This is a genomic window from Tersicoccus mangrovi (assembly GCF_036881825.1).
In the GTDB taxonomy this organism is placed as follows: domain Bacteria; phylum Actinomycetota; class Actinomycetes; order Actinomycetales; family Micrococcaceae; genus Tersicoccus; species Tersicoccus mangrovi.
The window spans coordinates 70367-82205 of sequence record NZ_JBAJMW010000010.1; the positions used below are offsets into that span (position 1 = coordinate 70367).

Sequence of the window (11839 nt, forward strand, 5' to 3'; positions counted from 1 at the left end):
GCTCGCCGCGAGTGAGGGAATGACAGCCGTGTAAGTTCTCCACACTGTGGACAACCCCTGTGGGTAACCGGCCACCCCACTGGTGGCGCGTTCCGCCGCGACACCGTAAACGCTTTCTCCCGCGTCAGCGCGCCTCTAGCATGGGTCCCGTGGACTGGAGCGACTACGACGCCGTCCTGTTCGACCTCGATGGCGTCCTGACCCCGACCGCGCAGATCCACCGGACCGCGTGGGCGGAGATGTTCGATGCCTTCCTCGCGGATCGCGACCAGCCGCCGTTCACCGACGCCGACTACTTCGCCCACGTGGACGGCCGGCCCCGCACCGACGGGGTGCGCGCCTTCCTGGCCTCCCGCGGCATCACGCTGCCCGAAGGGAGCCCGGACGACCCGGAGGACGCCGAGACGGTCAACGGGCTCGGCAACCGCAAGAACGCCGCCTTCACCGCCGTGCTGACCCGGGACGGCATCGCGCCCTACCCCGCGTCGGCGCGCCTGCTCGACGCGCTGCAGCAGCGCGGGACGGCGATGGCGGTGGTCTCCTCCTCCCGGAACGCGGGACCCGTGCTCGAGGCCGCCGGCATCGCCCGGGACTTCGCCTGCGTCGTCGACGGTGAGGTCGCGGCCGCGGACCACCTGGCGGGCAAGCCCGCGCCGGACACGTTCCTGCGCGCGGCGACGCTGCTCGAGGTCGAACCGGCCCGCGCCGTCGTCGTCGAGGACGCCACCTCGGGCGTGGCCGCGGGGCACGCCGGGCACTTCGGGCTCGTGATCGGGGTGGACCGGGGTGCCGGGGCGGACGCGCTGACGAATGCGGGCGCCGACGTCGTCGTCGCCGAACTGGACGAGGTGCTCCCATGAATCCCGGCCACACCCGCGGCGTCGAGGACGGCCAACACCCGTTCACCGACCCCCTCAACCGGGACCGCTTCCCCGCCGACCCGTGGCGCCTGACGGAGACGTGGCCGGCGACGGCGGACCTGCCCCTGACCGAGACCCTCTTCGCGGTCGGCAACGGCTACCTCGGCATGCGAGACAACCCGCCCGAGGGCCGTGACGCGCACACCCACGGCACCTACATCAACGGCTTCCACGAGACCTGGCCCATCCGGCACGCCGAGTCCGCGTACGGCTTCGCCACGACGGGCCAGACGATCGTCAACGTCCCGGACTCGAAGCTGATGAAGCTGTACGTGGACGACGAACCGCTGCTGCTCTCGGTGGCGGACCTCGAGCACTACGAGCGGTCCCTCGACTTCCGCGACGGCGTCCTGCGGCGCAACCTCATCTGGCGCACGCCGGCTGGCCAGCGCGTCATGGTCGAGTCCACGCGCATGATCTCACTGGACCAGCGGCACCTGGCGGTGATGACGCTCAAGGTGACGATGCTCGACGGCGACGCCCCCGTGGCCGTGTCCTCCCAGATCCTCAACCGGCAGGACGGGTTCGACGAGTACCACGTGTCCGCGGCCGCGATGGGGCAGGGCAGCACCGACCCCCGGAAGGGCGCGCAGCTGCACACCCGGGTGCTCGAGCCGCGCGGTGACTGGTCCAGCGGCCGGCGGATGATCCTCGGCTACCAGTGCGCGTCGTCGAGGATGACGCTCGCCGTCGGCGCCGACCACCACATCGAGACCGAGAACGACGTCGAGGAACTGATCAGCACCGAGCCGGATCTCGGGAAGAAGGTGTACCGGATCAACGCCACCGCGGGGCGTCCGATCACCATCACCAAGGCCGTCACCTACCACTCGTCCCGCGGCGTGCCGGTGCGCGAACTGTTCGACCGCTGCCGCCGCACGCTCGACCGGTTCCGCGCGGACGGGCCGCAGGTCAGCCGCGACGCGCAGCGGGCCTGGCTGGACCGGTACTGGGCGGACGCCGACGTCGAGGTCGAGAGCGACGGCGGCCCGGAGGGCGAGAGCGCCGCGACCCAGCAGGCCATCCGCTGGAACCTGTTCCAGCTCGCGCAGGCCACCGCGCGCGCCGACCAGCTCGGCGTGCCCGCCAAGGGGCTGACCGGTTCCGGGTACGAGGGCCACTACTTCTGGGACACCGAGGTCTACGTCATCCCGTTCCTCTCCTACACGAATCCGGGTCTGGCCCGGAACGCGCTGCGGTTCCGCGTCAATCAGCTGGACAAGGCCCGCGAACGCGCCCGCGAGCTCGCCCAGCGCGGGGCGCTCTACCCGTGGCGCACCATCAACGGCGAGGAGGCGTCGGCCTACTACGCCGCCGGCACCGCGCAGTACCACATCGATGCGGACATCGCCTTCGCCGTCAGCCGCTATGTGGACACCACGGGTGACGACGAGTTCATGCGCATCAACGGCATCGACATCCTCGTGGAGACCGCCCGCATGTGGCAGGACCTCGGCTTCTGGCGGGAGAACGAACACCGGGTCTTCAATATCCACGGCGTCACGGGCCCGGACGAGTACACCACCGTGGTCAACAACAACCTCTTCACCAACGTCATGGCCCGGTACAACCTCGAGCGGGCGGCGGGCGCGGTGCGCACCCTGCGGCAGACGGACACGGCCGCGTACGAACGGATGGTGCACCGGCTCGATCTCGACCCCGCCGAGCCGGGCGCCTGGCTGGACTGCGCCGCCCACATGAACATCCCCTACGACGAGGAGATGGGCATCCACCCGCAGGACGAACACTTCCTCGACCGGGAACTGTGGGACCTGCCGGCCACCCCCGAGGACCGCCGGCCCCTTCTGCTGCACTACCACCCGCTGGTCATCTACCGCTTCCAGGTGCTCAAGCAGGCCGACGTCGTGCTCGCGATGTTCCTGCAGGGTCACCGGTTCACGAACGCGCAGAAGAAGGCGAACTTCGACTACTACGACCCCATCACCACGGGCGACTCGACGCTGTCAGCGGTCGTGCAGTCGATCATCGCCGCCGAGGTCGGGTACGAGCAGTCCGCCCTGGACTACTTCTTCCACGGCCTCTACGTCGATCTGGCGGACCTGCACCACAACACGGTCGACGGCGTGCACATCGCCTCCGCGGGCGGAGTCTGGAACTGCCTCGTCTACGGGTTCGGCGGCATGATGGACCTGCGCGTGGGCCTGGGCTTCGACCCACGCCTGCCCGAGTCCTGGTCCCGGCTGACGTTCCGGATCCGCCGGCTCGGCGTGCGCATGCGGGTGGAGGTCGAGCAGCACCAGCTCACCGTCACCGTCGAGGTGGGACAGGGCCCCGTCGACCTCACCGTGCGCGGGGAGCTGCTGCAGGTGCTCGACGACGAGCCGCTCGTCGTGCCGCTGCACGGCCAGGGTCCCCGGCACGGACGCGGTCCTCGCACCCCGGTGCTGGGTGGTACCCGCGAGGACGGGTCCCTGATCACCGCAGCCCTGCCCACGGACACGGCACCGCTGGAGCAGATCCGGCCGAACGAGCGTCCGACGCCCGAGCGCGCCTGACTGCCCGCACTGTCGGCGGCGCGGTTCTCATCAGCACCGTTCTCCCGCTCGTCGTCCACACCTGTGGATAACCCTGTGGGCGTGTCGCACACACCGGTGGACGACGCCACAGCGGCCTGTTCGCGCCGATCCCGCCCGAATCACAGCCGTGTGCTTTGTACACAGTGTGGACGGCCTTGTGGACAACTGCACACGAGGAGACGGGTGATGGGGACGCAGAACGCCCCCGACGACGGGCACCGGGGGCGTTCGGGGACGGTCTCGCGGACGGGGATCAGCCGACCGAACCGGAGCAGCGGGTCACATCAGGGCGGGCGTGATCGTCAGCCGCACGACCGTGAGGACGACCAGCAGCACGAGCACCCCGGCCAGTCCGAGCCACTGGATGCGGGCGCGGCGCGGTCCGCGCGGCGCCCACACGAGCGGGACGGCGGCCAGGGCGCCGGTGATGAGTCCGCCGACGTGCGCCTGCCACGCGATGGACGGGGAGAAGAAGACGAGGGCGGCGTTGATCGCGAGGACGATCAGCAGACCGCGGGAGTCCGCGCCGATCCGGCGCTGGATCACGAAGAGCGCCCCGAAGAGGCCGAAGATGGCACCGGACGCGCCGACGACGAGCGTGAGCGGGTCGCCGAGCCAGAGGATGCCGACCGAGCCGCCGACCAGGGCGAGCAGGTACACGGCCAGGAAGCGGGCCCGCCCGAGCGTCGGCTCGAGGGTCTGGCCGAGCGCCCACAGCGCGTACATGTTGAAGAGGATGTGGAACAGCATGCCCGGCGAGTGGAGGAACCCGCTGGTGATCATGCGCCACGGCTCGGTGGCCGTGAGCACGGGTGCGTACCCGAGCAGATAGGTGGTGCCGGGCAGCAGGAGCTGGAGCAGGAAGACGACGACGCAGACGCCGATCAGCGTCCACGTGACGATCGGGCGCCCCTCCCGCACCGCGCCGCCGAAGCTGGTGCGCGGGGTGGGGGTGGCGGCCGCCTGCTCAGCGACGCAGTCGACGCACTGGACACCGACGGCGGCGGGAAGCTGGCACTGGGCGCAGGCGGGTCGCCCGCAGCGCTGACAGCGCACGTAGGACACGGCGTCCGGGTGCCGGGGGCACCGCGGCTCCGTGTCGGTCCCGCCGACCGCCGGTTGTCCGAAGCTCATCGTCGCGTCGTCCTCAGGCCGGACTCAGACGTCCTCGACGTCGATGCTGGTGATGCTGACGTCGTCGACCGGCTTGTCGTCCCGGTCCGTCGGCACGTTGTTCAGCTTGTCGACGACGGCGCGGGAGTCCGCGTCGGTGACTTCACCGAAGATGGTGTGCTTGCCCTGCAGCCAGGTGGTGGGCACCGTGGTGATGAAGAACTGCGAGCCGTTGGTGCCGTGGCCACCGCGCTTGCCCGCGTTCGCCATCGCCAGCTTGTAGGGCTGGGTGAAGTCGAGGTCGGGGGCGATCTCGTCGTCGAACTCGTAGCCGGGGCCGCCGACGCCGCGGCCGAGCGGGTCGCCACCCTGGATCATGAAGTCCTTGATGATGCGGTGGAAGATGACACCGTCGTACAGCGGGTCGGTGGTCTTCTCGCCGGTGGCCGGGTGGGTCCACTCGCGCTTGCCGGTGGCCAGCTCGACGAAGTTCGCCACGGTCTTCGGGGCGTGGTTGCCGAAGAGCTCGACGACGATGTCGCCCTGGGTCGTGTGGATGGTCGCCTTCTGCGTTGCCTGTGCACTCATGGGCCTGATTGTTCCATGCGGCACTGACAGGACTCCCGTCAGGACGGGCGTGACGGCCCGGTTCAGCGCACAGTGAAACGGCGTCGGAGGCCGATAGTGCGAGGCTGACGCGACCCCGTAGGCTAGAGGCGGACAACCACACCCTTTGACGGAGGTAGCTGTGAGCAAGAAGGTCAAGTCCCCCGAGGGCGCCCTGGAGTGGGCGGTCTCCCGCGTGCAGGCGGGCATCGACACCGCCTCCCCCGCCGTCCAGAAGGCTGCCCGCCGTGCCGGTCACGAGCTGGCCGATGGTGTCGCCACCCTGACGCCGAAGCTGCAGCACGGCCTCGACGCCGCCGGTCCGCGTATCTCCAAGGCCGTGGACAACGCCGGCCCTGCGCTGCAGAAGCAGCTGGACCGGGCGACCCCCGCGCTGAACACCGCGCGCGACAAAGTGGTCGACGAGTACATCCCGGCCGCGCAGCTGAAGATCGGCGACATCGCCGCCCAAATGGCCAGGAAGCTGGGCGGTGTGGAGACGCCGGAGCAGCTCGACTTCATCGTCGCGAAGATCACCGGTGACAAGAAGGCCGTCAAGAAGGCGCAGAAGGCCCTCGTCGACGCCGCAAAGACGACGTCGCGGAACGCCCGGCGCTCCAGCGGCAAGACGGGGAAGGGCTGGCTGATCGTCGGCGCCATCACGGCCGCCGGCGTCGCGGGCTTCTCGGCCTGGCGCGCGTCCAAGCCGGTCGAGGACCCGTGGAAGACCCCGCAGCCGGCCAGCCCCCGCGTGACCACCACGGTCTCCGGTGGCGACGGCAAGCACGTCGCGGACACCGCCCCGACGGCCCCGGCCGCGGGCGCGCAGGTGCCGCCGAGCAACCCGAGCGCCCCGCAGGCGTGACGCAGTAGCTGTACGCGAAAGGGCCCGGTGACCGTCACGGTCACCGGGCCCTTCTGTGTTTATTGAGTCTCGAGCTTCGTCGCGCAAGACGGACGCCGGTTCAACGCGCCCGGTTCGCTGCTGTATGGCTAGACCATGGACTTGAATCGAGTCGGTCTCGATACTTGACCGAGGTTTAGAAAGCGATCGGAAGGCGGAGCACCAGTGACGAACAGCAGTAGCAAGCCTTCGCAGGTCTACGACTCGGCGGCTCCGGACGCATGATGGCAACGTCCTACCCGCTGCCGACGCCAGCCACCGTCCGTCAGTTGTACGCGTCGGCCTTTCGTTGCGCCCATCCGGATTGCAACCGACCGTTGTACAGGATTTCTGACGATACCGGCGACCGGATACTTAACAGTCGAGTAGCCCACATCCACGCCCGACGCGTGGGTGGACCTCGGTGGATCGATATGACCGCAGAAAAAAATCGAGGGCCAGACAATCTCGTTATCTTATGCATAGAGCACTCTTATGAGATTGACGAGAAGCCGGACATGTTCCCGGCCGAGATGCTTCGTCGTTGGAAAGCCGCGCAGATCGCAGAGTATGACAAGATTCTACGCAGCTGGTCAATAAGCGACGACGAGGCAACCGAAGCACTCATAGCTTCCGAAGCGTTCGAAACGCTCCGAGCACCGTCAACGCTCGAGTTAGTTCGGCGGGTCGAGGCCCTTCGGCTTTTAGCTGAGCGTACGCGCAGCGATGCTCGGAGGTGGGCACGTCGTTGGCAACAGCTAAGGGAGCGGACGCACAATTCCTCAAGTATGTGGGACGAAGACGGAAATACCATCTACCTAGAGCCATCGGAGTCGGAAGTGCGTCCGATTCGAGAGGGCATCCAAGCTGCTCTCGAAGCTGCGATTAACGATTTAGGGCCTGCGGCCGATGCGGCCCGAGTTGAACTCGCTGCAATCCGTGTGACAAGCGCACAGATTTCTCCGTGGTGCGACGATCTGAATGGCGCAATCATTGCGCTGATGGACACGGCCGGATCCTGGGCTGGAGGATCTAATCCGACGTTAGACACAGCGTTCGATCAAACACTGGAAAACCTACAGCGCTCGGTGAACGAACTCGTCCGCGCGTCTCGTGGCGAGGATGTTGAGAGGCCGGCATCTCCCTCAATCGTCGAGCCACCGAGTGTGACTGATCCCCTCGCACAACACCGCACACTGCTCGACGAAGCTCGGCCGTTTAGTCGAGTCACTCACCGCCTGTACGACCCCGATCTCCGTGAACGTATTGCGGAAGCTACTCTCACGGCGTCAGAAATTCCACCAACTGTGCACTTCCTCGCCATCAGCTTGGACGTGACGGCCGCCCTCGCTGCTGCAGTGGCAAGGAACGCGACGAAGGAAGAGAAGCTTGAGTTAATGAATCGAGATCGGCAACGGCTCCCCATCTGTGCCGCAACCGCCTTGCTTCAACAAGCCGCTCGCGGCGATTCCGAAGGGAACTTCCTTGCTGTTGCCGCGAGCGAAAGCCTACGCCGCTTGTGGTGGGACACGGACTGGTCCAGCGAAACCTCGTGGGTAGGCAACGACGTCAACGGTCAATCGATGATGTGGGCTTTCGCTAACGCCATGTCAGATTCGGAGTTGCGAATGCGCTTGGGTCAAGTATTGGAGAACTCTCCCCAGCTGCTAACACAGCTCGTCGTCTCTTGCGCCGGGTGGGTCGAAGAGCTGGACTCCAGCACGTGGCAGCTCAAGCAATTTGAACGCCGCTATAGCGAGATTCCGCCATGGCTACCTATCGAGGAGATCCGAGCACTTTCAGTTCGCTTACTCGGGAATCATCAGAGTCCAGACGACTTGACCACATTGGCCGCGATTCTTCGGCACTCCGCGGACGAATCTAAATACTAGCCGGCCCCCGCGACACGACGAAGGCCCGGTCCGTGTGGACCGGGCCTTCGTGTCCGTTCGCGTGGAGACTAGGGGAATCGAACCCCTGACCTGAAGCTTGCAAAGCTACCGCTCTACCAACTGAGCTAAGTCCCCGAGTGGGTGGATCAGTCGATCGTGTCGGTGGCCTGGTGCCACTTCTTCTTCTCGGCCTCGGCATCCTGGTACCGGCGCCAGGCGAGAACACCGGCGGCGGCAGCGGCCGCGACGGCCAGCAGTTTCTTCATGGATTCCTCACGAAGCGAGAGGGTGGGAGTGGGCGTACCAGGACTTGAACCTGGGACCTCTTCGTTATCAGCGAAGCGCTCTAACCGCCTGAGCTATACGCCCCCAGACCCGTTGGGCCGAGACACGACGATACCGCATCGCGCCGCACCCGCCCAAATCGGCGGGCCTAGAACAGGCGCCGGATCATGCCTCGAACAGCCGCTGTCCGATGTACCCGCCAGGGGTCACCCCACCGGGCACCGCGAACAGTCCGGACCCGGTGTGCCGGAGGTACTCGGCGAGGGCGTCGTTGCGCGCCATGGCCGTCTGCATCGGCACGTAGTGGGTCCGCGGATCGGTGACGAAGGCCAGGAACATCAGCCCGGCGTCGAGCTTGCCCAGCCCGTCCGAGCCGTCCGTGTAGTTGTACCCGCGCCGGAGCATCCGCACGCCGTCGTTGCGCGACGGATGCGCGATGGCGACGTGCGACGTCCGCGCGATCAGGGGGGCACCGTCGTTGCCGGCCCGCGCCAGGTCCGGCTCCGTGAACTCGGTACCGCCCGAGAGCGGGGCGCCCTCGGTACGGTCCCGCCCGACTACCTGCTCCTGCTCCCGCAGCGACGTGCGGTCCCAGTTCTCGATGTGCATCCGGATCCGCCGCGCCACCAGGTAGGTGCCACCGGCCATCCAGCCGCCGTCCTCGCCCACCCACACGTGCTCGGCGAGCGCGTCGTTCTCCTCGGCCTTGAGGTTGGCCGTGCCGTCCTTGAAGCCGAACAGGTTCCGGGGCGTCGCCTGCGCCGTACTGGTCGACGACGTGCGGCCGAAGCCCAGCTGCGACCAGCGCACGCTGACCGTGCCGAAGCCGATGCGCGCCAGGTTGCGGATCGCGTGGACGGCCACCTGCGGGTCGTCCGCACACGCCTGCACGACGAGGTCCCCGCCCGTGCGCGCCGGCTCGAGCGCGTCCTTGGGGAAGTGCGGCAGATCGATCAGCGCCGCCGGCCGGTGCTTCGCCAGCCCGAACCGGTCCTTGCCGTCCTTCGTGAACAGCCCGGCGCCGAAGCCGATCGTGATGGTCAGGTTCGCCGCGTTCAGTCCGAGCGCCTCACCGGTGTCGGTGGGCGGGGAGTCGTACCCCGCGTCGGGACTGAGCGAGCCACCGGCCGTCAGCGTCGCGGCGGCGTCCGTCCACTGCTCCAGCAGGGCGATCAGCTGGTCCCGCGAATCGGTGACGACGTCGAACGCGGCCAGGTGAAGCCGGTCCTGCGCCGGCGTGACGATGCCGGCCTGGTGATCGCCGTGGAACGGCACGACGGACGACGCCGGCGCGGCGTCCGGCGCGCGGTCCACGCCGGCGGCGACGGCCGCGGCACCGACCGCCGCCGTGACCCCTCCGGTGCCCGCGAGGGCGAGGAAGGACCGACGTCCGAGGCGACTCACGACGAGAACATGTCGAGGCGGGAATATGCAGCGGAGAGCATAGATGTCACGCGACGACGGCGCCGGTCAGCTTCGCCAGTGGCTCGCTGAGGGCGTCGACCCTGGTCGACAAGGTCTTCACCTGCGCGGGGGTCAGGTCCGTGTAGGAGACGAACCCGTCGCCCTTCCGGTACTGGTCCAACTCCTTCTGCAGGGCGTCGAACCGGGTGCTCAGCGTGGTGGCCAGCGCCTTGTCCTTGGCCTCGAGCGCCGGACGGAGGCTGGTGAAGGCGATGCGGGCCCCGTCGACGTTGGCCTGGAAGTCCCACAGGTCGGTGTGGGAGAAGGCCTCCTCCTCGCCCGTGATCTTGCCGGTGGCCACCTCGTCGAGCAGCTCCTTCGCACCGTTGCCGAGCTGCGCGGGCGTCAGCGTCGCCGCCGTCGTCCGCTTCGCCAGCTCCTTCGTGTCCGCCAGCAGCTGGTCGGCCACCGTGGTCCGCTGAGCCGCGGTCAGGGCGGTGTACCCGGTGGCCGGCGGCCACAGGTCCTTCTCCAGCCGGTGCCAGCCGGTCCAGGTCTGGCCCTTCTCCAGGTCCGCCTCGCGGGCGTCGATCCGCGGGTCGAGGTCCCCGAAGGACTCGGCGACCGGCTCGATCCGCTCCCAGTGGCTGCGGGTGGACGCGTACAGGGCACGCGCACCGGCGGTGTCGCCCGCCTTCACGGCGGCGACGAACTTCGCGGTCCCGGTGACCAGCTGCTCGGTCTGCTCCTTCACGTACGCGCGGTACTGCGTCGTCGCCGTGGTCAGCAGCTGCTGGGAGGAGGCGTCGGCGTACACGGGTTTGCCCGAGTCGGTGACCGTGAAGCCGGCGCGGATGCCCTGACCGCTCATACCCGGCTTGCACGCGGTGCGATAGCTGCCGGCGGGCGCCTGCACGATGAGGTCGCGGCTCAATCCGGGCCCGACGTTCTCCACCTCGCCGACGATCCGCACGCCGTCCTGCGCGAACACGTAGAACTCGGTGACCTGGCTGCCCTTGTTGGTGACCCGGAAGGTCACGTTGCCGCTGGGCGCCTGCGTCGAGGAGAGGGTGCAGGCGTCGTCGGTGCTCGTGACGGTCACGGCGCCCGACGCGGCGCTACCGCCGGTCGAGGCAGCCTGCGGGGTGTTGGGGGTGCAGGCCGTCAGCGCGAGGGACGCGGCACCGAGGACCAGGGCAGCGGGCAGCCACCGACGACGGGGGTCGACCAGCATCGATCAGGCTTCCTTCGCGACGGGCAGACCGGTGCGGGCGGTACGTCCGGCGCGCACGGCGGCGGGACTGCCCGGGGCCGGCCGGCGGACCACGCGCAGGTAGACGGCGAGGGTGATGCCGACGTAGAGCAGCCACGCGATCGCCTGCAGCCAGGTCGTCTCCGCCGAGAGGTTGAAGATGCCCTTGAGCAGGGTCCCGTACCAGCTGGCCGGCGGGATGACGGCGCTCAGGTCGAACGCGAGAGCGTCCACGCCCGGCAGGATGCGGGCCTCCTGCAGGTCGTGCAGCCCGTAGGCCAGCACGCCGCCGGCGATGACGATGAGCAGCGCCCCGGTCCAGCGGAAGAAGACGCCGAGGTTGAGCTTGATGGTGCCGCGGCCGATGAGCCACCCGATGACGATGGCGGTCGCGATGCCGGCGAGGGAGCCGACGAGCGGCTGCCAGGTCTGGCCGGTCGATTGGGCGGCAGCCCACAGGAACAGCGCGGTCTCGAGTCCTTCGCGGCCGACGGTGACGGCGGCGACGACGGCGACGGCCCAGCCGCCGGCGGTCGTGGCGGCGTCCATCCGCGTGGTCAGCGTCGTGCCGAGGGAGCGGGCGGTGCGGGCCATCCAGAACACCATGCCGGTGACGAGGGCGACGGCGACGATCGACAGACCGCCGCCGATGGCTTCCTGGGCCTCGAAGGTCAGCCCCTGCGGCCCGAAGGTCAGCAGGGCGCCGAAGGCGGCGCTGAGCACGACGGCGACGGCGACGCCGGCCCACAGGCGCGGGATGAGCGCCGTCCGGCCGGTCCGGCGCAGATAGGCCAGCAGCAGCACGAGCAGCAGGGCCGCTTCGAGCCCTTCGCGCAGGCCGATCAGGTAGTTCCCGGTCACCGTGGTCTCCTCACCTCAACTCAGGTGAGCCTTACCTCACCCGACAACGAGGTTAGACCGAGGAAACCCAATTACACAACACGAGC

At 68.5% G+C, this 11839-nt stretch carries 10 protein-coding genes and 2 tRNA genes; 4 read left to right on the top strand and 8 right to left on the bottom strand.

Features of this window, described 5'->3' with window-relative positions; genetic code table 11:
• Window positions 1-140 precede the first annotated feature (140 nt).
• The gene (locus V6N00_RS16275) at window positions 141-860 is read left to right on the top strand and encodes an HAD family hydrolase (RefSeq protein WP_334234008.1); all 720 of its coding nucleotides are present in this window, start codon (window positions 141-143) and stop codon (window positions 858-860) included.
• Window positions 857-3436 carry a glycoside hydrolase family 65 protein gene (locus tag V6N00_RS16280; RefSeq protein WP_334234011.1) on the top strand — a complete coding sequence of 860 codons (2580 nt, stop codon included), beginning with the start codon at window positions 857-859 and terminating at the stop codon, window positions 3434-3436. Before V6N00_RS16275 ends, V6N00_RS16280 begins: the two co-directional genes overlap by 4 nt.
• A gap of 300 nt (window positions 3437-3736) precedes the next feature.
• On the opposite strand, the gene V6N00_RS16285 is transcribed toward V6N00_RS16280, so the two are convergent.
• Both V6N00_RS16285 and V6N00_RS16290 read right to left on the bottom strand, forming a co-directional pair.
• Window positions 3737-4591, bottom strand: coding sequence for a rhomboid family intramembrane serine protease (locus tag V6N00_RS16285; protein ID WP_334234014.1), 855 nt, complete (start codon window positions 4589-4591; stop codon window positions 3737-3739).
• Between the two features lie 24 nt (window positions 4592-4615).
• Window positions 4616-5158, bottom strand: a complete 543-nt coding sequence (locus V6N00_RS16290; protein WP_334234016.1) for a peptidylprolyl isomerase — start codon at window positions 5156-5158, stop codon at window positions 4616-4618.
• Between the two features lie 160 nt (window positions 5159-5318).
• On the opposite strand from V6N00_RS16290, the gene V6N00_RS16295 reads away from it, so the two are divergent.
• Together V6N00_RS16295 and V6N00_RS16300 are read left to right on the top strand one after the other, a co-directional pair.
• Complete coding sequence (locus V6N00_RS16295) at window positions 5319-6041, top strand: hypothetical protein (RefSeq protein ID WP_334234019.1); 723 nt, start codon at window positions 5319-5321, stop codon at window positions 6039-6041.
• A 452-nt stretch (window positions 6042-6493) separates the two neighbouring features.
• Complete coding sequence (locus tag V6N00_RS16300) at window positions 6494-7951, top strand: hypothetical protein (RefSeq protein ID WP_334234021.1); 1458 nt, start codon at window positions 6494-6496, stop codon at window positions 7949-7951.
• Window positions 7952-8013: 62 nt separating this feature from the next.
• Here the strand turns inward: V6N00_RS16300 and V6N00_RS16305 are convergent.
• The 6 genes from V6N00_RS16305 to efeU all read right to left on the bottom strand — a co-directional run bounded on the left by V6N00_RS16305 (window position 8014) and on the right by efeU (window position 11753).
• Window positions 8014-8086 (bottom strand) — tRNA-Ala (locus V6N00_RS16305).
• An 11-nt stretch (window positions 8087-8097) separates the two neighbouring features.
• Window positions 8098-8217 carry a DLW-39 family protein gene (locus V6N00_RS16310; protein ID WP_334234023.1) on the bottom strand — a complete coding sequence of 40 codons (120 nt, stop codon included), beginning with the start codon at window positions 8215-8217 and terminating at the stop codon, window positions 8098-8100.
• 29 nt (window positions 8218-8246) lie between these two features.
• Window positions 8247-8320 (bottom strand) — tRNA-Ile (locus V6N00_RS16315).
• Between the two features lie 81 nt (window positions 8321-8401).
• Window positions 8402-9640, bottom strand: a complete 1239-nt coding sequence (gene efeB, locus V6N00_RS16320; RefSeq protein ID WP_334234026.1) for an iron uptake transporter deferrochelatase/peroxidase subunit — start codon at window positions 9638-9640, stop codon at window positions 8402-8404.
• Window positions 9641-9686: 46 nt separating this feature from the next.
• A complete protein-coding gene (gene efeO, locus V6N00_RS16325; protein WP_334234027.1) occupies window positions 9687-10874 on the bottom strand; it encodes an iron uptake system protein EfeO in 1188 nt (395 codons plus the stop codon).
• A gap of 3 nt (window positions 10875-10877) precedes the next feature.
• The gene (efeU, locus tag V6N00_RS16330; protein WP_334234029.1) at window positions 10878-11753 is read right to left on the bottom strand and encodes an iron uptake transporter permease EfeU; all 876 of its coding nucleotides are present in this window, start codon (window positions 11751-11753) and stop codon (window positions 10878-10880) included.
• Window positions 11754-11839: the final 86 nt, after the last annotated feature.

Excerpts from the sequence above, each read along its gene's own strand:
- V6N00_RS16275 (WP_334234008.1), top strand. The coding sequence starts at position 141 with ATGGGTCCCGTGGACTGGAGCGACTACGACGCCGTCCTGTTCGACCTC.
- V6N00_RS16280 (WP_334234011.1), top strand. The coding sequence starts at position 857 with ATGAATCCCGGCCACACCCGCGGCGTCGAGGACGGCCAACACCCGTTC.
- V6N00_RS16285 (WP_334234014.1), bottom strand. The coding sequence starts at position 4,591 with ATGAGCTTCGGACAACCGGCGGTCGGCGGGACCGACACGGAGCCGCGG.
- V6N00_RS16290 (WP_334234016.1), bottom strand. The coding sequence starts at position 5,158 with ATGAGTGCACAGGCAACGCAGAAGGCGACCATCCACACGACCCAGGGC.
- V6N00_RS16300 (WP_334234021.1), top strand. The coding sequence starts at position 6,494 with ATGACCGCAGAAAAAAATCGAGGGCCAGACAATCTCGTTATCTTATGC.
- V6N00_RS16310 (WP_334234023.1), bottom strand. The coding sequence starts at position 8,217 with ATGAAGAAACTGCTGGCCGTCGCGGCCGCTGCCGCCGCCGGTGTTCTC.
- efeO (WP_334234027.1), bottom strand. The coding sequence starts at position 10,874 with ATGCTGGTCGACCCCCGTCGTCGGTGGCTGCCCGCTGCCCTGGTCCTC.